The organism is Corynebacterium jamesii, from assembly GCF_046097395.1.
GTDB lineage: Bacteria > Actinomycetota > Actinomycetes > Mycobacteriales > Mycobacteriaceae > Corynebacterium.
The window spans coordinates 1,804,774-1,830,440 of the sequence record NZ_CP175789.1; the positions used below are offsets into that span (position 1 = coordinate 1,804,774).

Below are 25,667 nucleotides of genomic sequence, written 5' to 3' on the forward strand. Positions count from 1 at the left end.
ACATGGGAACGTTAACCCCACGCTGGCGTAACCACCATCAACCCACAATCCATATGAGCCAACGAGAAGCTGAAAACAAGTCACAAAGCCTAAAAGACATACAATGCATCAGAATCAACACAAAGGTTGGTCAACAAAGTATCTAAACTTGGTTCATCACGCTATTGAGTTCTCAAACAACCTACGCACACAACCAGTCACACCACACAGACAGTGGCGACCACGTTGCGACGGATTACGAGTGTAAAGCAACCGTGAACAAAAAGCAAATTCCCGGTAAACAACCCGCTGCACTCGCATACAACCAGGACTGTTTTTACAGCTTTAAAATGATTGGCCAGACACGCCTTCCAAAGCAAGCAGCAAGTCTAAAACTCACCGCGCCGTGTCGCGCTGACTCGAATAAATGTACACACACCCCACACCAAACACAAACACACAGGTCAAAGCAGGTTTTAGAGAAGCTGTCATCTGCCGCGTGAATGCCCGTAGAGGGGCAGCGTATCTACGGAGTCAGCTTCCACTCCTAGGACTTAACGTTAAGCCTTTGCAGCCAGGCCCAGGTTTTCTTTCACCGACTCGTTGGTCGTATCGAAACGCTGAATGCCCCGACTCAGCGCACCAAAAGCAAGGGCTAGCACCAGGACAACCGCAACGGCTATCGCCAGCACAAACTTCAGCACACTCCCATCGGCTTCGATCACCTCTTGAACGGTGACAATGATTGCACCCAGCACAGAAGAAACCACCATGATGCTGAGGATGATGACCGCGAATTTCAGCCACCCGCTGAACCGGTTACTCACCCAGAAGCTCGTGATTCCAACCAGACCGAAAGTCGCCGCCACTGTCACTGCGACCAGCAGGGTTATTGTCACGCTCTTCGCATCGACAGGCACTTCCAGATCTCCCACGCTCCGAAAAACGGCATGCAGGAGCAGGAACTCCACGATCCCCAACAGCACTAGCAGCGCAATGCTCGGCAGCCACAGCGCTGCCCGCCCCATTGCTTTCGCAAACCACTGGCGCCGATCACCGGAGAACACCAGCCAGTTCCCCAAGCTCGAGTTAAGAGTTTCACCGGAGTAGATCGCTAGCACTGCCAGGATCATTGCTGCCGGGTAGAGCCACATCGCGCCACTGGTTGTGAGCCCTGTGGCAAACCAGCCAATTGTTCCGATGGTCACTGCGACGAGTACAGCAAGGAACGTCCATGCCATATAGCTGTCAATCCGCCAAGCGGCGAGGTAATCCACCGCCGAGGGGTTGTGGCCCTTCTTTTGTTGTTGACGCCACCTCGTCTCCGCACCCAACAACCCAGCAAAAGAACCGAAGGTACCGCCGGTGGTTTCGCCAGCGAGTTCGGCTTCTTCCTCTGCCACTGCAGCCTTGTTTTTCTTGGTGGACTTGATGACTTCACTGTTATCTTCCACCCGAGCAACTGCGCCAATAATGCTGGCCACGTGCACGATCAGAACAGCGGCGAAGACGATCCAGAATGCGGGTACTCGCCAGCTGAATGCTTGGGTCACGAGGTAACACAGCAGCAGCGCTCCACACACCATCGCCGAGGAGATTGGCATAACTATCAGGAAGTTTCGGCGGATATCCGCCACGTTAAAACCTAGAGCACGGAGCTGCGCTTTATCCCACACCATTGTAATCGGTTGCAGCCCCAGTGAGAGTGCGAAAAGAAGGTATATTCCGAGCCTGAATCCGTTAGTTCCCTCCCCAACCATCGCAAAGAAGAGGACAGGAAGTGTGAACGCGATGCTCAGGCCAAGGTTCCCGGATTTAGCCAGCAACTGGCGCAAGGCCAGCTTCCAATGCGTTTCCCAGGGCAGTGGCTGGAAAACGTTCTCCACTGTCGAGGCCGCGACTGTAGACGTTGGGGTTTGCATCAGAATTAAAACTCCCTTCCGGTCAGAGCCAACACTGCCTGCTCCAGGTCCGCACTGGCCACGCGCACGCCGCTGCCTTCTATACGGGCCGCAAGGTCTCGGGCGCTATCGACGCCCAACCCGTGAGTATCGAGGACGACGCGGCGCAGGCCGGAGGATGTGGCGTCATGAAGAACAGAACCGCTAGCCCCCACCTCGCCGAGCGTGGCCTCGACAGCGGTGGCGGAACCGGAGAGGATCGCGATGCGCTCCGTGATCGAATCGAGGGTGCCAATACCCGTGATTCGACCCTTGTCCAGCAGGACGACGGAATCGAGGATGCGCGCTGCATCGTCGACGTGGTGGGTCGAGAGGATAAAGGTGCGCGGGTTACGCTCCACATCCTGCAGCAGGTGCTTGTAAAACAGCTCTCGGTTTTGCACGTCGAGGCCCAGATAGGGCTCGTCGAGGAGAGTAACGGGGCACTGCACAGCCAGGCCAATAACGATCGACACCAGGGATTTTTGACCACGCGAGAGTTCGGACAGGGTCTTACGCCTATCAACGTCGAAATCCTCGCAGAGCTGATCCGCGTAGCGCTGATCCCAGGTCTCCCAGCGTGCAGCAGCCACGCTGAGCAACCGCTTGACCTTGATATCTGCAGGCCACGGCACATCGGGGCCAGAGAGGATCAGGCCATTAAGGACTGCGGTGTTGTCGAATACGGGCTGACCACCGATAAGCACTTCACCCTTGGCGCGCAATTGGCCGGCGATAGTACGCAGCAAAGTGGTCTTGCCCGCACCGTTCCGGCCAATCAAGCCATAGACGCGGCCGCCCGGGAGGTGGGCTGTCGCACCATCCAGGGCGTGGGTGGAACCGAGCTTGCGCCTGACATCGCGCAGCTCGATATCGGGCGCATTGTTAGGGGCGTTGTCCGAAACCAAAGCGGACGCTGGGGTGGCGTTCATTCGTACAGTCCTCTACTTTCTGCAACTTTGTCCATGAGGGTTTTGAGCTGTGTGCGATTCATGCCCAATTTGGCGGCCTCGTCGACGAGGGGAACCAGGTAAGTGGCGGCAAAGGCCTCTTTGCGCAAGGCCAAGATTCTCTCGCGGGCGCCATGTTCCACGAACATGCCCACACCTCGTTTCTTTGCCAACACCCCCCGATCCACAAGCAACGCCAAACCTTTGCGAGCCGTTGCGGGGTTGATGCTGTGAAATTCTGCGAGTTCATTCGTTGAAGGCGCACGTTCGCCCTCAGGAAGCGACCCGTCCACAATCGCGTCCGCAATAAGGTCCGCGACCTGCTGAAAAAGCGGGGTCGACGATTCATCCACGGGGGCACCTCCTTTGTGCGCTACTCAACAAGCTCCCAGTGAGCCCTGCGATCCAGTGCAGTTGCTGTACGCCTTCCGCGCAATATCTCTACACTTAGTTAGCTGGTTGGTTACTTGTGTAACTAACCATACAACATAGTTTTCAGGCATGCTAGAGGGAAAGAACATACGAGAACTGATTACTAACGAAACGAAAAGAGCAATGAACAATGTTGGAGAGAACACAAGTCTATGTCGACACGTCTTACCTGCTAGCGAGCTTTTATAACTCCTGGGACACGGGTGCCCGCGCCCAGTTAGAGATCGACCTTCCGGAGGTAGTGGCAGTCCTTGGACAGATGATCCAAGACCAACTGAAACAGCCCGTTCACCGGCAGTTTTGGTACGACGGCATCCCTGATTCCGGCCCTCACCGCTACCAGCGCTCCCTACGCAGTGAGCCGGGCGTGCAACTGCGCGCAGGCCAACTAATCGAGTGGGGCGACCGCCGCACCCAGAAGGCCGTGGATACACGCCTTGTCGCGGACATCGTGGTCGCCGCGATGAACCGCCAAGTCTCCGATATCGTCCTGGTTTCTGGAGACGCCGACATGTTGCCCGGCGTAGAAGAGGCCGTCGCTGCAGGCATCCGCGTACACCTCTACGGTTTCGGCTGGGATTCCATGTCTTCTGCGCTGCGTTTCGCCTGCGATACGACGACAATCCTGGATCCGCGCGAGGACTTTCGCGACACGATGCGCCTGCAGGTACTGGAAGGTCCGCTTCCTGCCGGTGAACAGCCCGAACAACCGGAGGATAAGCCGCTGGGAGACGCGGAGGAACCCGCGGACTCCAGCCCGTGCGTGCTCACGGCTCCGGACGCTCCCGGCGACGGCACCAGCGATAGCACCAGCGAGGGCGCCGACGATGGCACTGGCACTAGCTCGCGCGAAGGCGCAGACGATGGAACCGATGAGGACACTAAAGACAACACGGGCGAAGGCTCGGGCGAAGATAAGGAGAAAACCACCGAGAAGAAGGTCACCCCTGCCGACCTGCAGCCTGCAGCCAAGCCGCAGATCCCCGAACCTGTACGCAGCGGACCGGCCGCTACCTCCCGGGGCGCAACCCGCCCGAGCGTAAACCAGGAAGGCACGAAGGCCTCGGCGAGAGCGGCAACGTCGGCGGGAGGAACAAGCTCAACAGAACCGGCAGACACCGCGGAAACGAGCCACGCTGCTGAGGTGGCGGCCGAGCCGGAAGCGGCGGCGTCCACAAGTAAAACGGCAGAAGAAGCGCCCAAGCCGAAGCCGCGCCCGAACCCGGGCATGATGGCGCGCCACCGCAAACTGCGTAGCCGTTACGTTCCACTACCGAACGAAGTGTGGTCGACCGCGGGCGAGCAGAGCCCCTCCGACATCGGGCAACAGTACGCCGTGTGGTGGTACGACAACGTGGCGAACGAGGAACAGCGCGACAACGCTCACTTGCTGTCGGGTGGAGGACTGCCGCCGGAGATCGACCGGCCGCTGTTACAGTTTGCATGTGAGACGCTGCACGAATACACGCTCTCCGAGGCACAGCGAGTGGGCCTGCGCGACGGCTTCCATTCCGGAATTAGGGCGATTATGCTGCGCTAACGCACCGCGACTGATTCTGCGCATCCACCCACACACTGCTTCGGGCAACGGGGGTTGTCCGAGGCGTGTGTAAGAATGAAGCAATGAGCTCAAGTTCCGCCACGAAGGCCGATCGGACAGTTCCCTTTACCAAGGATGCGCTGTCCGCGCGCCAGACCCTCGTGCGCCTGGTTGTGACAGGCGTGCTCGCATTCGCCGGAACCACCGTGGGGTGGTTCGTGATTTCGCAGACGAACTTCCCCGCGTTTACCAACAGCTTTGTACTCCGCGGACTGACGACGGCGGCGATTGCGATCCTAGTGATACTCACCGGACTAGCCTGCTACTGGTGGATCTACCCGGCGCGGTGGATGCGCACTACACGGGGCACAAGCACAAGCACAGGCACGGGCACACGGAAGGATCGCTTGGGGGCACGGAGTACCCCCCGGCCCCACCTGCGAGTATGGGTTAGCATCCTACTACAGCTAGTGATGTACCTAGCGCCCGCGGTGCTAGTACTGGCAGCGCTGGGAGTGCCGTTGGCCGCGACTCAGCTTTACCTCGGCGGAATCAGCGTAGACCAGGCATTTCGCACACAGTTTCTGACGCGCATGACGGACCAGCTGGGCTGGGAGGACATGGCTTACATCGACCAGCCATCCTTCTACCCCGGCCTGTGGTTCTTCAGCGGTGGACTATTCGCCCGCACCTTCGGGCTGAGCGGCTGGGTTGCTATGCAGCCGTGGGCGCTGGTGACCATGGCTATGGCAGGCAGCATGCTGGTACCAGTGTGGCAACGGATCTGCGGATCACTCCCGGTGGCCAGCGCGCTGGCGCTGGTGACAGTGGCAGTAACCCTGACGGTCGGCGGCGACGAGCCCTATGCTGCGATCGTGGCCATGGGCATGCCGCCGGCGCTTATTGTCGCCCGACGCGCGCTGCACGGGGGGCGCTTCGCGCTGGTCGGATCCATCGTCTACCTGGGCCTATCAGCCAACCTATACACCCTGTATACCGCCGTCTCGGCACTGACGGTGGTGGTACTGGCCGTGGCTGGCTCGATGACGTCCAAGAGCATCAAGCCACTGATCAAGCTCGTGATAATCGGAGTTGGTTCGTTGGCTATCGCCGCCCTGGGCTGGGGGCCGTACCTGTGGGGTCTGATCTCTCAGCACCACGGCCCCACGGGCACCGCGCAGCACTACCTGCCAGAGGTTGCCACGCAGATTCCCACGCCGTTCTTCGAGTCGGCGGCCATCGGCATTCTTTCCATCATCGCCCTAGTGTGGGCGGTGTTCCGTCGCAAGGATGGCGACGTTCGCGCCCTGACCCTCGGCCTGATCGTCTGCTACGTGTGGGTGATACTGTCGCTGCTGATGACCGTGTTTGGCACCACGCTGCTGGGATTTCGCGTGGCGGTGCCGATTAGCATCATCCTCGCCGTGGCCGGCGTACTGGCCATCGCGGAGTGGCGCCTGGTGTACGTTCCGCAGCTCACGGCACCGGCCGCCCGCAAGGCCGGAAACAGCGTGCTGATCAGCCGTGTTGTGGCGATCGTCATGGCCGTCTGCGGCATTCACTATGCCTCGCAGATCCCCTTTGCGCACGAGGGACACATCGACACGGCCTACACAGATACTGACGGAGAGGGCAAGCGCGCCGACAGGCTTCCCGGCGACTCAGGGGTGTACTTCGCGAAGGTCGATGAAGTGCTTTCCAAGGAGCTCGGCGGCCGGGCAGGCAAGGTGCTGCTCACGGACGAGAAGAGCTTCATGGCTTACTACCCGTACCACGGTTATCAGGCTTTCACCGCCCACTACGCCAACCCGCTTGGAGACTTCGCACGCCGAAACGAAGAGATCGAGCGCTGGAGCGGGATCACCAAGCCCGAGGAACTGCTGGCGGCGATGGACCAGGCCGAAAAGGACAACGGCTGGAAAGCTCCCGATGCACTTCTGCTACGCGGGCAGCTCGACCTCGTGGATGATTCCAAGGAATCGAATGGGGATTCTGGTAGCGACGCCCAAGTCGGCCCGAGCAGCAGTTCCGCAGAAAACGCAGAAAGCGGCAGCGCAGCAGGCACTAGCGCGGAGAACAGCTCCGTCGAAGGCGGCGAGGACCCTGGGACGGAAGGCGGGGTAACTAACGCCGATCGCGCGAATCGCCCACTGCCACAGGTAAAGGGAGCCGGCAACGGAACGTTCACCTACCTGGTGGCGGACGACCTATACCCCAGCCAGCCCAACGTGCGCTTCCGCCCCATCCACTTCGAAGCCACAGCCTTCGCCAAGGGGTGGAACCTGCACCAGGTCGGACCGTTCGTAGTGGCAGTCCGACAGCGCTAGCCGGGCGACGCTAACGCGGTGGCACCGAGACTGTCCCAGGAATCTATCTGCGTAACATTAATTAACAAGAAACTCGGGAAATAGGCTATTTGAGTTCTGTCTTCGTCCTCTCGTGGCCTACAATAACCTGTTGTGTCTAAAGTTCAGCAGCCAACAGGGAAACTAAAGTTAGCGTCCATCGTCTCTGGCCTTATCGGCCTGGTGATGTTCCTTTCTTTGCCCTTCCTGCCTGTAAACCAGGTGCAATCTTCTTTCAACTGGCCCCAGGACGATGACCTCACTTCCGTCCAGGCGCCGCTGATCTCCTACGTCCCCCAGGATGTAGACATCACGGTGCCGATCAAGGAAATCCGAAACCTGGATAACGGGGCGACGAACATTTTGTCGACCCTGCCGCCGGAATCCACGGAGGCCACCCTGCGCGGCCTTTTCGTCCGCTCGACCGACGACAGCCTCGACGTGGTCGTGCGCAACGTGGTTCCCCTGTCCATCCAGAAGGATGCCCTGAAGAAACTGCCAGATGATGCGAAGCTGCGCATCACTGCAGACTACGAATCCACGCGCGCCTGGGTGCCGGACGCAGACAAGTCCCTGGACTACACGCTGGATTCCAGCATCGACGCGGATGTCCGCCCCGCCCTCACCGGCATCTACACAGACATTAAGAACACCGAGAAGAACTCCAACAGCACAATCGACGCGGGCTTCGAGGCACACGTCACCGTCGATTCCCGCTTTACCTCTTCTCCCTCGGCCATCAAATACCTGGCCATCTTCGTGGGCATGATCGCCACCGCGATCTCCCTATACTGCCTGTACCGCATCGACATCCTGGATAAGCGCAGCACCTCTCGTCGCCTGTTCCACCGCAACTGGTGGAAGCCCCGACCCCTCGACGGGGTTGTCGGCTTCATCCTGCTCGCGTGGTACTTCGTCGGCGCCAACACCTCGGACGATGGTTACCTTCTGACCATGGCCAAAGTCGCCGGCGAGTCCGGCTACATGGCCAACTACTACCGCTGGTTCGGCGTACCGGAATCTCCCTTCGGCTCGCCGTTTTACGACCTGCTGGCGCTGATGACGCACGTCTCTTCCGCATCGATCTGGATGCGCCTGCCTTCGCTCATCGCTGGCATCGTCACGTGGCTGATCCTCTCGCGCGAAGTCATGCCGCGTCTTGGCGCCAAGATCAACCAGCGCCAGGTCGCCCACTGGACCATGGCCGCAACATTCCTGTTGTTCTGGATGACCTTTAACAACGGCACGCGCCCGGAGCCGATCATTGCCGTCCTCTCCCTGCTGGCCTGGGTCTCCTTCGAACGCGCCATCGCCACCCACCGCCTGCTCCCCGCCGCGGTCGGCACGATCATCGCCACCTTGGCACTGGGCGCCGGCCCGACCGGCCTGATGGCCGTCTCTGCCCTGCTGGCCTCCCTGGGCGCACTGATCCGCATCCTCACCCGCCGCCTGCCACTGCTGGGCGCACCGAAGGGTGCTCCAAAGAAGACGGTCATCGGCGCCATCATGGCGCAGATCGCCCCGTTCCTGGCCGCCGGCACCGCCATCCTCACGGCCGTTTTCGCCGACCAGACGCTACGCACCGTCACCGAGGCCATCAAGCTGCGCGGCGCCATTGGCCCATCAATGCACTGGTACGACGAGTTCCGGCGTTACGAAGCGCTCATGGAGCAGACCGTCGACGGCAGCTTCCCGCGCCGCTTCACCATGGTCATGCTGTTCTTCTGCATCGGCATAGTCGTCGCCGCCATTCTGCGCAACGGCCGCATCACCGGCGCAGCCAAGGGGCCTTCCACACGTCTACTGCTGGTGACGGTCGGCACCCTATTCTTCATGACCTTCACGCCCACCAAGTGGACCCACCACTTCGGCGTATTCGCGGGCATTGGTGCCGCGCTGACAGCCCTGGCAGCCGTTGCCGCCTCGCGCTTCGCACTGGAGACCAGGCGCAACCAGATCCTGTTCCTGGGGTCTACACTGATGCTGTTCGCCTTCACGCTCGCGGGGCCGAACGGCTGGTGGTACCTGTCCTCCTACGGCGTACCGTGGTGGGACAAGCCGGTACAGATCTCTGGCATCACCGCTAGCAGCGTGATGCTCGGTGTTTCTGTTGTTGTTCTTATCTGGGGCGCAGTCGTTGGTTTTCTTGCCGACGCCAAACACGCCCGTGCCACTACGGAATCGGAAGTGGCCGATCTGGAGCGGGCCGAGCGCAAAAAGCTCTACCGCTTCCGCGGCCTGACGGCCGCGCCGATCGCCGTGCTGACGACCATCACGGTCCTGTTTACCCTAGCCTCCATGTCAAAGGGCATGTTCAGCCAGTGGCCTGCTTACTCCGTGGGCAAGGGCAATGTGATGGCCCTGGCAGGCCAGAGCTGCAACCAGGCCGCGGACGTTCTGGTGGAAAACAACACCAACGATTCCTTCCTAGAGCCCGCCGACGGCAGCTCGCTGAAGGACTCCCTGACCAGCGGTGGAGGCCGTGGCTTCGAGCCAAACAACATCCCCGCCAAGATCGACTCGAAGTCCAGCAGCGATTCCCAATCTGCGGTGGGCTCCACCGAGCAGTTCCGCAACGAGGATTCCGGCACCGATGATTCGGGCACGTCCTCTGACAGTGAAAAAACGCAGGCTGCGGCGTCTCAAGACAAGGCAACAAACGAGTCCGGCAGCAAGGAGGGCAGCAACGACGGCAATGACGCATCCGGTACCACCGGTGGTCTGCACGCCGACAAGGGCGTGAACGGGTCTTATGCCGTGCTGCCGTTCGGGATCGACGCCAACCGGGTGCCGGTGGTCGGCTCGTTCACCGAAGGGCTGCAGATGCCCGCGAACACCACCACCAGCTGGTACAGCCTGCCGAAGAACCGCGACGGCAAGCCGCTGCTGGTATTCAGCGTGGCTGGCCAGGTAGGCCACTTCGACATGGACGGCATCTACAAGTACGGCCAGGAGATCAAGGTGGAGTTCGGTAAGTCCGGTGGCTCCAAGAAGGCCGAGGACTTCGAGGTACTCGGCGAGCAGATTCCGCTGGACCCGGGCTACGCACCCGAGTGGCGCAACCTGCGCATTCCGATGGACCAGGTGCCGGAGGATGCGGACTCGGTGCGCATCGTCGCGAATGATCCGAACCTGACACCCGCGCAGTGGATCGCGATTACGCCGCCGCGCGTGCCGGAGATGGAAACGCTTAACGACTACGTGGGATCTGAGGCACCAACGCTGCTGGACTGGACTATCGCTTTCCAGTTCCCGTGCCAGAGGCCGTACGACCACTGGGCTGGAGTGGCGGAGACCCCCGAGTTCCGCATCTCACCGGACCACGACGTGCGGGGCAACCACACCCCGGTGATGGACTACTCCGGCGGTGGTTCTTATGGACTGGTGCAGATGACCGCGCAGGCTGAGGAGCTGCCGACCTATCTGCAGGACGACTGGCAACGAGACTGGGGCGTGCTGGACAAGCTGACGCCGTTCCCGAACGCGTTTGGCGAGGCTCCGAAGCCGGTGAAGCTGGATACGGAGACGGATAAGCGCTCCGGTCTCTGGTACAACGGCCCGATGAAGTTCTCGGACTAGGTTCCGGGGCTGGGCTCCTACAGAAGAGCGAGCCCAGAAGGCTCCAACGGGAGTGCGAGCTCGGGAGCCTCGGTGGGAGAGCGTGCCCAGGGAACTCCAGCGGAAAAGTGTGCCCAGGGAGCTCCGGCGAAAGTGCGTGCCCAGGGAGCTCCGGCAGAAGAGCGAGCTCGGGAGCCTCTCGCGGCGGGGTGGATGTTTCCACCCCGCCGCATTTGCGCACCCGGGAAGGTGCTCGGGGATACTTGAGGCAAGGTGCAGTGGCTACGGCGTGCAGGCAAGGCGCAGCGGGCACGGCGTTGCAGGCGGGGCGCAGCGGGTACGGCGCTGCAGGCGGGGCGCAGCGGGTACGGCGCAGGAATGTCCAAAATCTACGAGTTATCAGAAGTAGAGGATCTGCAGCTTAAAATGCCAGCGCCCTGACCTGCGCAAATAGAATAGTTATATTTTAAGACGTGGAATTTTGGACATTCCGCACGGACACGGGGGCGAAGCACGTCGAAAACGCTACGCCGGTTGCCGTCCGGACATTCCGCACGGATACAGGGGCGGAGCACGCAAACCACAGCTACCGTACGAAGCAGCTGACGTACGAAGCACTGGCATGGCCCCTGGCATTAGAAAAGCGCCGCCCGAAAGGGCGACGCTCTTGGAACTTGGCTGCTAGTGCGCTACGCGCTACCAGCCAGGCGCAGAGGTTAGTTAGTTGGCTGCAGGCGCAGAGGTTAGTTAGTTGGCTGCAGGTGCAGCTGCGACGGGTGCCGGCGCTGCAGGCGGAACCGGAGCGGCCGGAGCACCCTGTGCCCCCGACTGTGCCCCCGGCGCAGGTGCAGCGGCAGCGTCCGCAGCAGCGGAACTGTCCGGGTTCGCGGCCTGGGCGGCGTCCGCAAGGTCGGCAAACGCGTTCGCATCAGGCTGAACCTCACCGTTTTCCAGCTTGGCGTTCCAGTTAGAGATACCACCGAACTGCTGCAGCAGGCTCAGGATCTGGCCAATGTTCACGGTGCCACCCTGGCCAGCGCCAGCGTTGGGCGCAGCACTTTGGATCAGCTTAAGGATGGCCTCGACCGGCAGCTTCTTGTCGCCAGCGTTGAACTCCTTCAGCGCACCCGACAGGGCGGTGTAGGCGGTCAGAACCTCCTGGGCGGTCTTCATGGAACCGGATACCTGAGCGCCCTGGCCGTCGCTGATGGAGCCGGCAACCTGAGCCGGATCCTTACCCTCGATCTGCTTCTTACCCTGGGTCAGCAGAACATCGGGGGACACGCGGCCACCGATAACACCCAGCAGCTGCATCATGAAATCGGAGGCCAGCGGGACGTTCACGCCGGTGGCGTGCTCAATCTTGTTGGCGATCTCGGCCTCGCCTTCAACTGCCGGGCGCATCGCGTCCATGGCATCGGAAGCCTGGCCCGCAGCAGTGTTCGACGGCAAGCCGGAAGCCAAGGCGTTCAGAGCAGCGTCGTCGCCGTAGTACTTGTTCAGATCCACCTGGGTCTGCACGCCGTTCACACGGCCAGAGCCGGAGTACTGCCAGAAGGTGACGTGATCCCAACCGCCCGGGATGTTATCCGGGAGGGTGTCACGATAGTAGGCCAGCCACAGCGGATACTCAGAGAACTCGGTAGTGTTCGCCATCCGCTGGATCCAGAAGCTGTAGTAGGTGTAGATGATCGGATCACGGCCAGTCAGGGTCTTAATCTCGTCGATCCATTCGCGGACCCAGTTCTGCAGCTCGGTTGGGTTCAGACCCCCGTGCTCCTCCAAGTCCAGCACCGGAGGCAGAGACGGCTGCACACCAGTAGCCAGGACGCTGGCGTAGTGGCGAGCCTCGGCACGCGGGTTGCGGCTGCCCGGGCGGGCGTAGTGGTAGCTACCCGGAACCAGGCCGGCCTGCTGAGCCTTGGCGGAGTCTGTGGTGAACGCCGGGTTGGTGTAGGACGTGCCCTCGGTCGCCTTGACGAAGACAAAGGACTGGCCGGACTGCTTTACCGCTGTCCAGTCAATTGCTGCACCACCGGGGTGCTGGTGAGAGGCAACGTCAATGCCATCCAGCGCCCACGAGGGGACGGGGACAACATCGGTGGCGACGAGCGCTGCCACCGTCAGAGCGGAGCCAGCGAGTGCCGTTGCGGTGAGGCGTTTCGGTACGGACGTGCGCGTGGAGCGGCGCCATGGCAGTGAAATCATGAGTCACACCATACCCAAAAGCCACAACTTTCACATTGTTCACATCAACCACAAGGGGAACACTTTTCGCCTCACGAAACCATTAAGGCCAAAACCCCTGCTCATGTCACTATGTGATTTTCATCACACTCGCTGATATATCGTCACAGCTGGGCAAACGCCCCTCCTCTTCCACCGCAGAAACTCCACACTTGTCCACACGATCAGCCACATCACAAGCACCACCAACAGCACCCACACAAGCCCCATCCACAGCACCTGAAACAACGTCGGCGCATTGAACCACCGGACATTCCACGCAAAGTGCGTCAAGAAACCCAGGCCACCCCACAGCACGATCGCCCCCAGGCGCCAGGCTCCGCCGCGCCGCTTCCCCGCCTTCGCGCCCACAAACATCGCCAGCCCGATTCCATAGCCGACCAACGCGCTAAACATCATGTGTTTAGCGGGCCCGGCTATCACGCGCACCAAGTACGTCGAAAACGCACCCTGCAGGTCAGACACCGGATCCATCACCGCTAGCATCATCGCGTACATCATGTTCTCGTAGACCTCGAAGCCCAGCCCCACCAGCAAGCCGGCGACGATGCCGTGCCACGGACGGTTCCACCAGGCGCGCCCCATCCACAGCAGCAGCCAGATGCCCAGCCCCTTCGCTATTTCCTCCGGATACGCACCGGCAAAGCTGGCGGTCACGGAGTACCACCCCAGCTTGTCCACGACGCTGACCACCGGCGGCTGGACCACCACTGCCGCCATCACCACGGATGCCGCCCCACCCCACAGCAACGCCAACACCACCAACCGCTTCGGCGTGCCGCGATATATGGGCAACGCCCACACACACAGCACCGCCACCGCCAGATGCACCACACCGAGTATCAGCACCAGCCCCAGCGTGGGGCTCACCAGCGCAGGGTTGTTGCCGAGCAGCAAGAACACGGACATCGCGAGGCTCGGAATGAGGATCGCCCAGTACGCGAACATCCAGCCGTCGCGGAACAAGCGTAACGTCGGCCGTTGCTGCTTCGGGTACCGCAGATGCAACTCGCGCGGCACTTCAAACACGCGGTAGTTGCGTGGTTTAAACATTGCTCTTACCTGCGCTTTCTTCGCTATCTTCGCTATCTTCCACGCTGACGCCACGCACCAGCTCGCCGATCTCTTCTAACTGTGTGTCTTTGGACGCCGACTTCACCGGCATTTGGACTACCACCATGGGGGCCGTGCCGTCGGGTTCGAGGCTCTGTTCCACCTCGTTATCCGGGTCCGCACCCGCCCGGCCTTCCTGCACACCATCTTCCTGGGTGCCAGTGTTTTGGGCGCTGTCCTTCCGGCCCCCATCCTCCTCAGCCGCATCTGGATCCCGTACGAAAGCCACAGCCACGAACCGCTCCCCCTCCAGCGTGTAGCTATCACTTACGCGCAGCTGCTTGACCTGCGCGGTCTTCAACCGCGCCTGATCCTCCGCAGACAACTTGCCCAGTACATCCGTCGACTGCAGCTCTACCGCGTCGTGAAAGGTGAGCGCACGCACGGCGCGGCTCACGGCATGGGCGAGTGTCTCCTCGCCCCCCTGTACGTCCACGCCGCCAAGGCCGATCACGCCGTAATCCTCCCCGTCGCAGTCCAGTTGCATCACTCCGGGGCGCCCCAGGCCAGGCGAATCGTGGCACTCCTCCAGAGTCGCGAACCGCAGCGGCCACTCGGAATACGTGAGAATTGAGTCCGCCATTCCCTCCGCGACGGTGAGGGATTGGCGGTCGTCTTCCAGGGTGGCGTCCACAATAAAGGCACCCCCGACCAGCGACAACAACACCCCCAAGAGATACGCCGAATACGCACCGCGCCGCTTCGGGCTAGTGGGTGCGGGGCGATACGTCGTGGGCGGGGCGGGGCGGGCAGCAGGCGTGGGCACAACCGGGAACACCGGACGCTGTGGTGGACGAGCTGGCGGATAGGCTGGCGAGCCAGCGGGCGGACTGGCTGGCGCACCTGGTGGCGCGGGATGATGGAACATACGCCCTAGCGTAACTACTGCGCCGGACACCCTGTCGGCAGCGGTGTCTAAGGTAGTGGGCATGGTAGAAAACAACGCGCAAGAAAATGCCCTGGCCGCAGCAATCCCGGATGACATTTCCGAGGCTCCGGCGCAGAACCAGGCGGGTGAGGCAGCCCAGCCTTCGCCGGCGCAGGATCTGTACCGCCACGTCAACGGCGCCTGGTTGGCCACCCACAAGATCCCGAGCGACCGCCCAGTGGACGGCACTTTCCACGAGCTGCGCGACCGTGCTGAACAGGAGGTTCGCGAAATCGTAGAGGCCGCCGCCACCGACGAACCAGATGGTCGCGTGGGCGCTCTGTACTCGTCGTTCATGGACGTGCAGGGCATCGCCACCGCGGGCCTTGCCGGTCTTCGGGAGCCTGTGGGGCTTATTGAAGGCGCCACCTCGGTCAGCGACCTAGCCAAGGTCCTCGGCACGCTGGATATGGAAGGCACCGGCGGGGTTGCGGGGTATTGGATCGAAAAGGATTCCTCGCAGGACATCGAGCGTGCCTACCTGGTGCAGACGGGTCTGGGGCTGCCGGACGAGGCATACTACCGGGAGGAACAGCACGCCGAGACCCGCAAGGCTTACCGCGAGTTCGTTGAGGACATGCTGGGCTTGGTCAGCGAGCTAGAGCGGCCCGGTAAATACGCGAACGCGGATGCTGCCGCGGCGGCGGATGCAATCTGCGCCTTCGAAACCGAGCTGGCGCGCGGGCACTGGGATAACGTGGCTAGCCGCGATGCCGAGAAGACTTACAACCCGACGAAGGTGGAGGATCTGCCGACCGGCTTCCCGTTCCAAGAGTGGCTAGCCGCCACGGGTGTGGATACGCAGAGCGCCGGCGGAGCCACCATCGTGGTGTGCCAGCCCAGTTACCTGGAGCACGTCGCGGCAATGGCCACTGGTGAAGGCGATAACCCGCAGGTCAGCGGCCTGGATGAGTGGAAGCTGTGGGCCTATTGGCGAGTGATCTTGAGCAGCGCGGCATACCTGCCGACGGAGGTAAACCTGCGGAACTGGGAGTTCTACGGGCGCACCCTGTCCGGCGCGACGGAGCAGCGGGCACGCTGGAAGCGTGGCGTGGCTCTGGTCGAGGGCGCCGTGGGCGAAGAGGTCGGCAAGAAGTTCGTCGCCCAGCACTTCCCGCCGGAGCACAAGCAGAAGATGCTGGAGCTGGTGGATTACCTGATCGCCGCGTACCGCGAGCGCATCGGCGAGCTGCAGTGGATGACCCCTGCGACGCGCGAGAAGGCGCTGGCGAAGCTGGAGAAGTTCGAGGCAAAGATTGGCTACCCGGATAAGTGGCGCGACTTCAGCGGCCTGGAATTCGGCGCTACTGGCGCGGATCTGCTGGCGAACGTGCGGGCGGCCAGCCGCTTCAACCACAACTACGAGGTATCCAAGCTGGGTAAGCCCAGCGACAACGAAACGTGGTTCGCCACCCCGCAGACGGTGAACGCGTTCTACAACCCGGTGAAGAACGACATCACCTTCCCGGCTGCCATCCTGCGCCCACCATTCTTTGACCCGGCGGCCGACATGGCCGGAAACTTCGGCGCTATCGGCGCCGTCATCGGCCACGAGATCGGTCACGGCTTCGACGACCAGGGATCGAAGTACGACGGCGACGGCAACCTGAATTCCTGGTGGACCGAGGAGGACCGCGAGGCCTTCACCGCGCTGACCGACAAGTTGGTGGCGCAGTATGACGGACTGGTGCCGACGGGTCTGCGCCAGCGTGGCATCACGGAGCACACTGTCAACGGCAACTTCACGCTGGGTGAAAACATCGGCGACCTGGGCGGATTGGGCATCGCGATCGTCGCGCTGCGCCGCTACCTGGCCGACAACGGGCAGACATTCGAGACGGCAGAGAAGCTGCCTGTCGAGGGGCTGGTGGATGCCGAGGGCAACCCGGACACCACCGAGTACACAGCCCTGCAGCGCGTGTTCCTGCGCTGGGCGCGTATCTGGCAGACCGCCATCCGCCCGCAGATGGCAGCGCAGTACGCCTCTATCGACCCGCACTCGCCGGCGGAGTTCCGCTGCAACGTAGTTTCCAGCAACATCGCGGAGTTCTACGAGGCCTTCGACGTCCGCGAGGGCGACGGCATGTGGCTGGCCGAGGACGAGCGCGTCTGCATCTGGTAGCGCGCTAGCCGGGCGCACACCGGCGCTAGCCTGGCGCATACCGACGCGGCCCGGCGCAGTCCGGCGCACCCCGGCGCGCTAGAACGCCTGGAAGTTCTCCGGGGCCAGCAGATCCGGCTCGTGTGCGTCCTCGTCGGGGACGAACTCCTCGACCTCGCACAGGTTCACCAGCGCACCCGTCGGATCCTCGATGGTGGCCATACGGCCGAACTCGGACTCCCAGGCCGGGCGGATCACCGTGCCACCCAGCTCGGGGGTGTTGGCAATAGCGTCATCCACACTGGCCACGCCCAAGTAAGCGGTCCACATGCTGGGCACCTCCAGCGCGGAAGTATCCCACAAGCCCGCCACGGCCGCGCCATCGAACTCACCGGTGGCGTAGCGGAAGTCGGCTTCCGCCCCACCAGAGACCTTCACGTCCCATCCGGCGAGCTCGTGGTAGAACTCCAGTGTCGTGTCCCAACTCTGGGCCACCATCAGCTCAAACCACACCGGAGTACCGGGCTCACCCGCGGCGATCAGCGCGTGCTCGTCCGCCGGGTTACGCAGGCCAATGGTCGCGCCCGCCGGATCCACCAGGATCGCCATCTCGCCGCGCTCTCCCAGGTTCTGCGGCTCCAGTGCGGACTTCGCCCCAGCCTCCACGGCCTTATCGTGCGCCTGCTTCACATCCGGGGTGTACAGCAGCAGGCCCCATACCGACTGGTTGTCCTCCGGGATCTGCGCGATACCCGCTACCGGCATGCCCTGTTTCTTCGCCACGGAATACCCCTCGGACGGAGACTCGAACTCCCAACCCAGCAGCTCGCCGTAAAACTTCTGGGCCGCGGCCGCATCGGTGCTGGCCAGATCCAGCCACAGGGGCATTCCGGGCTGGGCGATCATTGCAGGCATAGTTCCTCCACTACTTGCTTCTTGCCTTCGTTTGTTTCTGCGTGGTGTTGGTTCGGGGCTATTTTTAAGCGCGCCACCCCGCTCGCGCCCCGGTGACGTCACCGCCCAACGCTAGATCGCGTTGTCCTCGCGGACATCCTCCAGCTTGACGTTCCGCCACTTCTCCGGATCGAAGTCATCGTCCGCGGTGGATTCGTCGAAGAACTCGCCGAGATCATCGTCGTTCTCGTCGCTCAAAGGCGAATCCGCGCTGGCTGCACTGGCGACGACCGCCCCTGCCAGCACTTCTCCGGTTTCTCCGTCGACCAAGGTAACCTCGTCACCAGGGCGAAGCGCCTTGCCACGGCGGGTATCGACTTCGCCGTTGACCTGCACAGCTCCAGCGGCGATGGCCTCCTTGGCCTCCCCGCCGGTTTCCACCAGGTTGGCCAGTTTGATGAACTGCCCCAGCTTGATCTCGGAATCGCGAATGCTGACCAAAGGAAACTCCATGGGGCTTAGTCTAGCGGCCTTTAGCCGCCCACCAGTATGCGCACGCCCTCGTAGGCCAGAAACGCGCCCAGCACTACGAACAACACTCCGGCCACCATTTCGATAAAGGGGGTGATCCGCTGGATCTTCTCTGCCCCTGCGGCCACCGCCAGAGCGAATCCGCAGAACCACGCCACGCCCACGACGGTCATCAATAGCAGCACCAGCAGCCGATCCAGCAAGGAAACGTCCACCGGGATGAACTGTGCGAACACCGATCCGAAGAACAGCAGTGCCTTCGGGTTGGAAAGGTTTGTCGCAAGCCCCAGGCGCCAGGAAGCGAAGTCCGCCAGCGGCGCACGCGCAGCAGCCTGTGCTCCATCTGCGGCCGTTGAGGTGCTGGTGGCGTCATTAATAGAAACAGCGGGCAAGACCGCCCGGGCGCGCCAATCTGCGTACCCGGAGCGGAACGCGCCTTGACCCATGTACATCAGGAAACAGCCGCCGAACAGGTATAACGCAGTGAGTATCCACGTGAAGGTCGCGATCAACGCGGCGAGACCGAGCATCGTGACCACCGGCCACAACACATTGCCCGTACAGATCCCCAGGGCGGCGAACACCGCTGAGCGGCGCGACCGGGCACCTAAACGAATGAGCTGCACGGTGTCCGGGCCTGGCACAGTAATGGCCAGAACCCAGGCACCGAGCAGCCCTAGGTAAGCGGCTAGGCTCAAGCCTGCATCGCCACGTCAGTCGGGTTGATCGGGCGCGGCAGGGCGGTCTCGCCCATCAGCACACGGTCCAGCTCCGCGGCCGCGGAACGACCCTCGGAAATGCCCCACACAATCAGAGACTGGCCACGGCCCGCGTCGCCGGCGACGAAGACCGGGATGTCCGCGAACTCGGCGGTGGTGGCCTGGGCGCGGAAGGTGTCGTCGCGCTCCAGGCGGCCGCGCTCACCGATCTTCAGACCCAAGTCTTTCACGACCGGGGTCTCTTCGACGGAGACAAAGCCCATTGCCAGTAGCACCAGGTCTGCATCCATCTCGAAGTCGGACTCCGGGATGTTCTCCAGGCCGTTCTCGCCGAAGCGGCACTCGGCGCCCTTCAGGCCGGTAACCTTCTCGCCGTCGCCGGTGATCTCCACGGTGTTGATGGAGTAGCGGCGGATGCCCAGCTCGTCGCCCGGCTGGCGCTCGGCCAGCCCCAGGGCGGCGATCTCGTCGGCGGACTCGTTGCCGGTCACGCGGTACTCGCCCTCTTCGTGAGCGGAGGCTACGCGCCAGATGCGTGGGTAGGTCGGCCACGGGGTGGACGCGCCGCGGGTCTTCGGCGGCTTCGGGGTGATGTCGAACTGGGAAACCTCGATGGCACCCTGGCGCAGCGCGGTACCGAAGCAGTCGGTGCCGGTATCGCCACCGCCGATGATGACCACGCGCTTGCCCTTGGCGCTGATGGTGGATTCCTCGCGGTCTCCCTCGCAGACCTTGTTGGCCTCGGGCAGGTACTCCATCGCCTGGTACACGCCGTTCAGGTCGCGGCCCGCCACGGGCAGGTCACGTCCGACGGTGGAGCCGATGGCGACGATCACGCCGTCGAACTCCTTCAACTGCTCGCCGGTGGGCGAGGTGTTCACGACGAACTTCGTGCCCTCGGCCTCCATCTGTTCCAGACGGCGGTCGATCCATTTCTTTTCCATCTTGTACTCGGGCACGCCGTAGCGCATCAGTCCGCCGATGCGGTCGGCGCGCTCGAAGACGGTCACGTCGTGGCCCGCGCGGGTCAGCTGCTGTGCGGCGGCCAAGCCGGCGGGGCCGGAGCCGACAACGGCGACGCGTTGGCCCGTCTTGAAGCTCGGCTTGATCGGCTGGATCCAGCCTTCCTTCCAAGCGTGCTCGACGATGGTGTATTCGACGGTTTTGATGTTCACCGGGTCGTCGCCAATACCCAGCACACAGGCGCCTTCGCAGGGTGCGGGGCACAGGCGGCCGGTGAACTCCGGGAAGTTATTGGTGGCGTGCAGGCGGTCGTAGGCCTCGCGCCAGTTGCCCTTGCGCACCAGGTCGTTCCACTCGGGGATGATGTTGCCCAGCGGGCAGCCGTCGTGGCAGAACGGGATGCCGCAGTCCATGCAGCGGCTGGCCTGGGTCTGCACCTTGTCGTCGGAGAAGTCCTCGTAGACCTCATTCCAATCCAGCAGGCGCAGCGGGACGGGTCGGTGTGCCGCCGACTCGCGGCGGTTCTTCAGAAATCCGCGTGGATCAGCCATTTACTTCACTTCCTCCATGATTGCGGCGGCGATGCCGTCCTTGTCGAGCCCTTCGGCTTCGGCCCGTGCGATCGTGTTAAGCACGCGCGCGTAGTCGCGGGGCATGACCTTGATTAGGTCCGCGGCGTTGACCTCCACGGTAGACCCAGTCAGGTCGCGGTGGGTCTGGATCGTCTGCTCCACCCATCGCAGTTCTTCGGCGTCGGTGATCTTTTCGATATCGACGAGCTCGGTGTTGATTCTGTTCGTGACGCCACTACCGTCGTCCACCAGGTAGGCAATGCCGCCGGACATGCCGGCTGCGAAGTTGTTGCCGATCTTGCCCAGGACGATGACACGGCCGCCGGTCATGTACTCACAGCCGTGGTTGCCTACGCCTTCGACGACGGCGGTGAGGCCGGAGTTACGCACGCAGAAGCGCTCGCCCACGGTGCCGCGGATAAACATTTCACCCTGCACGCCACCGAAGCCCAGCACGTTGCCAGCGATAACGTCGCTGGTAACATCCTCGGCTGCGTCCTCTGCCGTCGGGCGGATGACGATGCGGCCACCAGACAGGCCCTTGCCCACGTAGTCGTTGGCGTCGCCGTTAAGGGTCAGCGTCATGCCGTGGGTGGCGAATGCGCCGAAGGAGTTACCGGCAGAGCCCGTGAACTGCAGGTTCACCGTATCCTGCGGCAGGCCATCGCGGCCGGCCACGCGGGAGATCAGCGAGCCGGTCATGGTGCCGACCGTGCGGTTGACGTTGGTGATCGGGTAGCTGAGGTCGATCGATACGTCCTCGCCCGCAGCGGCGCGACGGATCGTATCTTCCGCGTCCTTGCGGATCTGGTTGTCTAGCGCCTTGTCCAGCGAGTGATCCTGATCCTTGGTGCGGTGCAGATCCTGGAACATAAAGGGGCTCTCCGGCTGTGCGAAGATCGGCTCTAGATCCAGCTTGCCTGCCGTCTTGTGCTCGACTTCCATCTCGCCGCCGGTCAGGCACTCGGAGTGGCCCACGGCCTCTTCCAGGGTGCGGAAGCCCAGCTCGGCGAGGTACTCGCGAACCTCCTCGGCGATGAACTTGAAGAAGTTCACCACGTGCTCCGCCTGGCCGGTGTAACGCTTGCGCAACTCCGGGTTCTGGGTTGCCACACCCACCGGGCAGGTGTCCAGGTGGCAGACGCGCATCATGATGCAGCCGGAAACCACAAGCGGAGCGGTTGCGAAGCCGAACTCCTCGGCGCCCAGGAGGGCGGCAACGACTACGTCGCGGCCGGTCTTCAGCTGGCCGTCGCACTGCACGGTGATGCGGTCGCGCAGGCCGTTCATCAGCAGGGTCTGCTGGGTCTCGGCCAGGCCGAGCTCCCACGGGCCACCTGCGTGCTTCAGGGAGGTCAACGGGGAGGCGCCGGTACCGCCATCGTGGCCCGAGATCAGCACCACGTCCGCGTGTGCCTTGGACACACCGGCGGCGACCGTACCCACGCCTTGCTCGGCGACGAGCTTAACGTGGATGCGTGCGTCCGGGTTGGCGTTCTTCAGGTCGTGGATCAGCTGTGCCAGATCCTCGATGGAGTAAATGTCGTGGTGCGGCGGCGGGGAGATCAGGCCCACGCCCGGCGTGGTTACGCGCACCTCGGCGATCCAGGGGTACACCTTGCTCGGTGGGAGCTGGCCGCCCTCACCCGGCTTGGCACCCTGCGCCATCTTGATCTGGATGTCCGTGCAGTTGTTCAGGTAGTGGCTGGTCACGCCGAAGCGACCGGAGGCCACCTGCTTGATGGCAGAGCGCTTCCAGTCTCCGTTGGGCTCCGGCTCGAAGCGAGCTGGATCTTCGCCACCCTCACCGGAGTTGGACATGCCCTTCAGGCGGTTCATCGCGATTGCCAGGGTCTCGTGCGCCTCGGCGGAGATGGAACCGTAGGACATCGCGCCGGTGGCGAAGCGCTTCACGATTTCGCTGACCGGCTCGACCTCCTCGATCGGGATCGACGGGCGGTTGGACTTGAATTTGAACAGGCCGCGCAGCGTAGCCAGGCGCTCGGACTGCTTGTTGACCTTCTCGGTGTACTCCTTGAAGATGCGGTACTGGCCGGTGCGGGTCGCGTGCTGCAGCTTGAAGACGGTCTCGGGGTTGAACAGGTGGTATTCACCCTCGCGGCGCCACTTGTACTCGCCGCCGATCTCCAGCTCGCGGTGCGCCTGCTCCTCGGGGCGGGGCAGGAATGCCGCGCGGTGGCGCTTGGCCACGTCGTCGGCGATCTCGTCCAGCCCGATGCCGGAGATGGGGCTGAACGCGCCGACGAAGTACTCGTCGAGCAGGCTCTGGTGCAGACCCACCACGTCGGCCAGCTGGGAGCCGCGGTAGCTCGCTACCGTCGCGATACCCATCTTGGACATGACCTTCTGGATGCCGGTGGTCGCGGCGCTGATGTAGTTTTCCTCAGCCTTTTCTGGGGCGACGCCCACTCGTCCGTCGTTGGCCATCTCGTGCACGGTCTCTAGCGCCATGTACGGGTTGATGGCATCCGCACCGAAGTTGATGAGCATGGCCAGGTGGTGCACCTCGCGCGCCCCGCCTGCCTCTACTACCAGGGAAGCGCGGGTGCGCGTCTTCTCCTGCACCATGTGGTGGTGCACGGCGCTGGTCAGCAGCAGGGACGGGATCGGCGCGTAGCGCTCGTCGGATTCGCGATCGGAGAGAATCAGGATGGTCGCGCCGTCCTCGATGGCCTCCGTGACCTGGCGGCGGACGCGCTTGATGGCCTCGCGCAGCCCCTTTCCACCATGGGCGACGGAGTACAGGCCCGGGATGCGCACGGCCTTGAACGCGCTGAGGTCAGCACCGGAGCCGGAGGCCTCGGCGTTCTCCGCGGCACTCGCCAGGTTGGCCAGCGTCTGGTTACCCAGAATCGGGCTGTCCAGGTGGATCCGGTGGGCGGCGTCGGGCCCAGGATTAAGAACATCCGCCTGTGCACCCAGCTGGGTGAACATGCTGGTGACCATCTTCTCGCGGTAGCTATCCAGCGGCGGGTTGGTGACCTGTGCGAAGCGCTGGGCGAAGAAGTCGAACAGCAGGCGTGGACGGTCGGAAAGCGCGGCGATGGGGGTATCGGTACCCATCGAGCCGATGCCCTCGGCACCCTTGGCGGCCATCGGTAGCAGCAGGGTCTCGAGGTCTTCCTCGGTGTAGCCGAACACGCGCTGGCGCAGGACGATGCGCTCGTGGTTCATGTCGATCGGGGCAGCGGTCGGCAGGTCGGACTCGTGAACCAGGTTCTCCTCTACCCACTGCTGGTAGGGCTGGTCGGCGAGTGTCTGCTTAATCTCCTCATCCTCGACCACGCAACCACGGGAAGTATCAACCAGGAACATTCTGCCCGGCTCCACGCGGGTGCGCTTCACGATCTCACTGTCCGGGATGTCCAGCACACCGGCCTCGGAGGCCATAACGACCAGGCCGTCCTTGGTGATCCAGATGCGTCCCGGGCGCAGACCATTGCGGTCCAGGGTGGCGCCGATCAGGGTGCCGTCGGTGAAGGTGATGGCGGCCGGACCGTCCCAGGCCTCCATGAAGCTGGAGTGGTACTCGTAGAACGCTCGCACCTGCGGGTCGATGTGCGGGTTACGTTCCCACGCCTGCGGAACCATCATCAGCACAGCGTGCGGCAGGCTACGGCCAGCCAGGTGCAGCAGCTCCAGGGCCTCGTCGAAGCGGCCGGTATCCGAGCCCTCCGGGTCACAGATCGGCAGCACGCGATCCAGGTCGCCCAGCACCTCAGAGCGCAGCTGGGATTCGCGGGCGCGCATCCAGTTCTCGTTGCCGCGAACAGTGTTGATCTCGCCGTTGTGAGCAACCAGGCGGTAGGGGTGCGCCAGCGGCCAGGACGGGAAGGTGTTGGTGGAAAAGCGCGAGTGCACGATGGCCAGCGCAGACTCCATGCGCTCGTCCTGCAGGTCCAGGTAGAACTCCCGCAGCTGCGGGGTGGTCAACATGCCCTTGTAAACGACCGTGCGGGCGGACAGGGAGGGGAAGTAAACCGTGTCTCCACCGGAGCCCTCGCCCGGACCCTTGCTGCCGAGCTCGCGCTCTGCGCGCTTGCGCACGAAGAAGGCGCGACGGTCGAGTTCCAGGCCCTCGAGAGGCGAGCCGTCGGCGTCAGTACCGGAGATGAAGAGCTGGTGGAACAGCGGTTCGGCGTCGCGCGCGATGGCGCCCAGGCTCGAGTCGTCGACCGGCACGTCGCGCCAGCCGATGAGGTTCAGACCTTCTTCTTTAACGATGGCCTCGACGGCGCGCACTGCGTCGAGCGCGGCCATGCGGGAGTTCGGGAGGAAGGCGATGCCGGTGGCGTACTGCCCGGCCGGCGGCAGGGTGATGTCCTGCTTGGCCATCTCCTCTCGGTAGAAGCGGTCGGGGATCTGGATCAGGATGCCGGCGCCGTCGCCAGTGTTCTTCTCTGCTCCCGCTGCTCCGCGGTGGTCCAGGTTCACGAGGGCCTGAATGCCCTTGTCCACAATGTCGCGTGTCGCGCGGCCGTGCATGTCAGCCACGAAGGCGACACCACACGCATCATGCTCAAACTGGGGGTCGTAAAGACCCTGGCGTGCAGGGTAGTTTTTCATGATTTACGGCCTAACTCTCGTCACAGGTACTGCATTTGCATATGCGAATAAAGTTGCAATCGGATCGCCGATCAGGTGGTGACTCGTATCTCCACCAGGAATCAGTTGTAGTTCTGATCACATCATTTCGTCATGGGTTATCTAGAGTGCACCGATAGGCGCGAACAGACAAAATTAGGATTGCCTTACTCAAACTAGGCTCCCCGTTTGGTGTGACCGGAATCACTCTGAACAGCGATGATTGAGATGCATTACTCACATTTTGATA

The 25,667-nt window shown here is 62.7% G+C and carries 16 protein-coding genes; 5 read left to right on the forward strand and 11 right to left on the reverse strand.

Annotated features, from left to right (window positions below; all coding sequences use genetic code 11):
- Nucleotides 1–539: 539 nt before the first annotated feature.
- The 3 genes from ACKFRT_RS08040 to ACKFRT_RS08050 form a co-directional block, all read right to left on the reverse strand.
- Complete coding sequence (locus tag ACKFRT_RS08040; protein WP_408924934.1) at nt 540–1,616, reverse strand: ABC transporter permease; 1,077 nt, start codon at nt 1,614–1,616, stop codon at nt 540–542.
- Between the two features lie 290 nt (nt 1,617–1,906).
- Nucleotides 1,907–2,851, reverse strand: coding sequence for an ATP-binding cassette domain-containing protein (locus ACKFRT_RS08045; RefSeq protein WP_408924935.1), 945 nt, complete (start codon nt 2,849–2,851; stop codon nt 1,907–1,909).
- A complete protein-coding gene (locus ACKFRT_RS08050) occupies nt 2,848–3,222 on the reverse strand; it encodes a GntR family transcriptional regulator (protein ID WP_408924936.1) in 375 nt (124 codons plus the stop codon). Before ACKFRT_RS08050 ends, ACKFRT_RS08045 begins: the two co-directional genes overlap by 4 nt.
- A 209-nt stretch (nt 3,223–3,431) precedes the next feature.
- On the opposite strand from ACKFRT_RS08050, the gene ACKFRT_RS08055 reads away from it, so the two are divergent.
- The 3 genes from ACKFRT_RS08055 to ACKFRT_RS08065 all read left to right on the forward strand — a co-directional run bounded on the left by ACKFRT_RS08055 (nt 3,432) and on the right by ACKFRT_RS08065 (nt 10,765).
- The gene (locus tag ACKFRT_RS08055; protein ID WP_408924937.1) at nt 3,432–4,841 is read left to right on the forward strand and encodes an NYN domain-containing protein; all 1,410 of its coding nucleotides are present in this window, start codon (nt 3,432–3,434) and stop codon (nt 4,839–4,841) included.
- An 83-nt stretch (nt 4,842–4,924) separates the two neighbouring features.
- A complete protein-coding gene (locus ACKFRT_RS08060) occupies nt 4,925–7,168 on the forward strand; it encodes a galactan 5-O-arabinofuranosyltransferase (RefSeq protein ID WP_408924938.1) in 2,244 nt (747 codons plus the stop codon).
- 132 nt (nt 7,169–7,300) lie between these two features.
- A complete protein-coding gene (locus ACKFRT_RS08065) occupies nt 7,301–10,765 on the forward strand; it encodes an arabinosyltransferase domain-containing protein (protein ID WP_408924939.1) in 3,465 nt (1,154 codons plus the stop codon).
- A gap of 726 nt (nt 10,766–11,491) precedes the next feature.
- Here the strand turns inward: ACKFRT_RS08065 and ACKFRT_RS08070 are convergent.
- The 3 genes from ACKFRT_RS08070 to ACKFRT_RS08080 all read right to left on the reverse strand — a co-directional run bounded on the left by ACKFRT_RS08070 (nt 11,492) and on the right by ACKFRT_RS08080 (nt 14,738).
- On the reverse strand, nt 11,492–12,952 hold the full coding sequence (locus ACKFRT_RS08070; protein ID WP_296216103.1) for a glycoside hydrolase family 25 protein: 1,461 nt from the start codon (nt 12,950–12,952) through the stop codon (nt 11,492–11,494).
- 123 nt (nt 12,953–13,075) lie between these two features.
- The gene (locus tag ACKFRT_RS08075; protein WP_408924940.1) at nt 13,076–14,044 is read right to left on the reverse strand and encodes a PrsW family intramembrane metalloprotease; all 969 of its coding nucleotides are present in this window, start codon (nt 14,042–14,044) and stop codon (nt 13,076–13,078) included.
- Nucleotides 14,037–14,738, reverse strand: coding sequence for a hypothetical protein (locus ACKFRT_RS08080; RefSeq protein WP_408924941.1), 702 nt, complete (start codon nt 14,736–14,738; stop codon nt 14,037–14,039). The genes ACKFRT_RS08075 and ACKFRT_RS08080 overlap by 8 nt, the downstream gene beginning before the upstream one ends.
- Before the next feature lie 80 nt (nt 14,739–14,818).
- Here ACKFRT_RS08080 and ACKFRT_RS08085 point away from each other — a divergent pair, with 80 nt between their 5' ends.
- On the forward strand, nt 14,819–14,986 hold the full coding sequence (locus ACKFRT_RS08085) for a hypothetical protein (protein WP_408924942.1): 168 nt from the start codon (nt 14,819–14,821) through the stop codon (nt 14,984–14,986).
- A gap of 47 nt (nt 14,987–15,033) precedes the next feature.
- Entirely contained in the window at nt 15,034–17,154 is a 2,121-nt protein-coding gene (locus ACKFRT_RS08090; protein WP_408924943.1) for a M13 family metallopeptidase, read from the forward strand.
- 78 nt (nt 17,155–17,232) lie between these two features.
- Here ACKFRT_RS08090 and ACKFRT_RS08095 read toward each other — a convergent pair whose 3' ends face one another.
- From ACKFRT_RS08095 to gltB, 5 genes are all read right to left on the reverse strand, one after another.
- Nucleotides 17,233–18,048 (reverse strand): VOC family protein, encoded by an 816-nt coding sequence (locus ACKFRT_RS08095; protein ID WP_296216095.1) that lies wholly within the window; start codon nt 18,046–18,048, stop codon nt 17,233–17,235.
- Between the two features lie 111 nt (nt 18,049–18,159).
- Nucleotides 18,160–18,540, reverse strand: coding sequence for an RNA-binding S4 domain-containing protein (locus ACKFRT_RS08100; RefSeq protein ID WP_408924944.1), 381 nt, complete (start codon nt 18,538–18,540; stop codon nt 18,160–18,162).
- 20 nt (nt 18,541–18,560) lie between these two features.
- Nucleotides 18,561–19,256, reverse strand: coding sequence for a LysE family translocator (locus tag ACKFRT_RS08105; RefSeq protein WP_408924945.1), 696 nt, complete (start codon nt 19,254–19,256; stop codon nt 18,561–18,563).
- Nucleotides 19,253–20,791 carry a glutamate synthase subunit beta gene (locus tag ACKFRT_RS08110; protein WP_296216089.1) on the reverse strand — a complete coding sequence of 513 codons (1,539 nt, stop codon included), beginning with the start codon at nt 20,789–20,791 and terminating at the stop codon, nt 19,253–19,255. The genes ACKFRT_RS08105 and ACKFRT_RS08110 overlap by 4 nt, the downstream gene beginning before the upstream one ends.
- Nucleotides 20,792–25,399 (reverse strand): glutamate synthase large subunit, encoded by a 4,608-nt coding sequence (gltB, locus tag ACKFRT_RS08115; RefSeq protein ID WP_408924946.1) that lies wholly within the window; start codon nt 25,397–25,399, stop codon nt 20,792–20,794.
- Nucleotides 25,400–25,667: the final 268 nt, after the last annotated feature.

Bases quoted from the DNA above. Each gene is read 5' to 3' on its own strand.
- ACKFRT_RS08095 (WP_296216095.1), bottom strand. From the start codon at position 18,048: ATGCCTGCAATGATCGCCCAGCCCGGAATGCCCCTGTGGCTGGATCTG.
- ACKFRT_RS08075 (WP_408924940.1), bottom strand. From the start codon at position 14,044: ATGTTTAAACCACGCAACTACCGCGTGTTTGAAGTGCCGCGCGAGTTG.
- ACKFRT_RS08045 (WP_408924935.1), bottom strand. From the start codon at position 2,851: ATGAACGCCACCCCAGCGTCCGCTTTGGTTTCGGACAACGCCCCTAAC.
- ACKFRT_RS08070 (WP_296216103.1), bottom strand. From the start codon at position 12,952: ATGATTTCACTGCCATGGCGCCGCTCCACGCGCACGTCCGTACCGAAA.
- ACKFRT_RS08110 (WP_296216089.1), bottom strand. From the start codon at position 20,791: ATGGCTGATCCACGCGGATTTCTGAAGAACCGCCGCGAGTCGGCGGCA.
- ACKFRT_RS08055 (WP_408924937.1), top strand. From the start codon at position 3,432: ATGTTGGAGAGAACACAAGTCTATGTCGACACGTCTTACCTGCTAGCG.
- ACKFRT_RS08090 (WP_408924943.1), top strand. From the start codon at position 15,034: ATGGTAGAAAACAACGCGCAAGAAAATGCCCTGGCCGCAGCAATCCCG.
- ACKFRT_RS08100 (WP_408924944.1), bottom strand. From the start codon at position 18,540: ATGGAGTTTCCTTTGGTCAGCATTCGCGATTCCGAGATCAAGCTGGGG.
- gltB (WP_408924946.1), bottom strand. From the start codon at position 25,399: ATGAAAAACTACCCTGCACGCCAGGGTCTTTACGACCCCCAGTTTGAG.
- ACKFRT_RS08060 (WP_408924938.1), top strand. From the start codon at position 4,925: ATGAGCTCAAGTTCCGCCACGAAGGCCGATCGGACAGTTCCCTTTACC.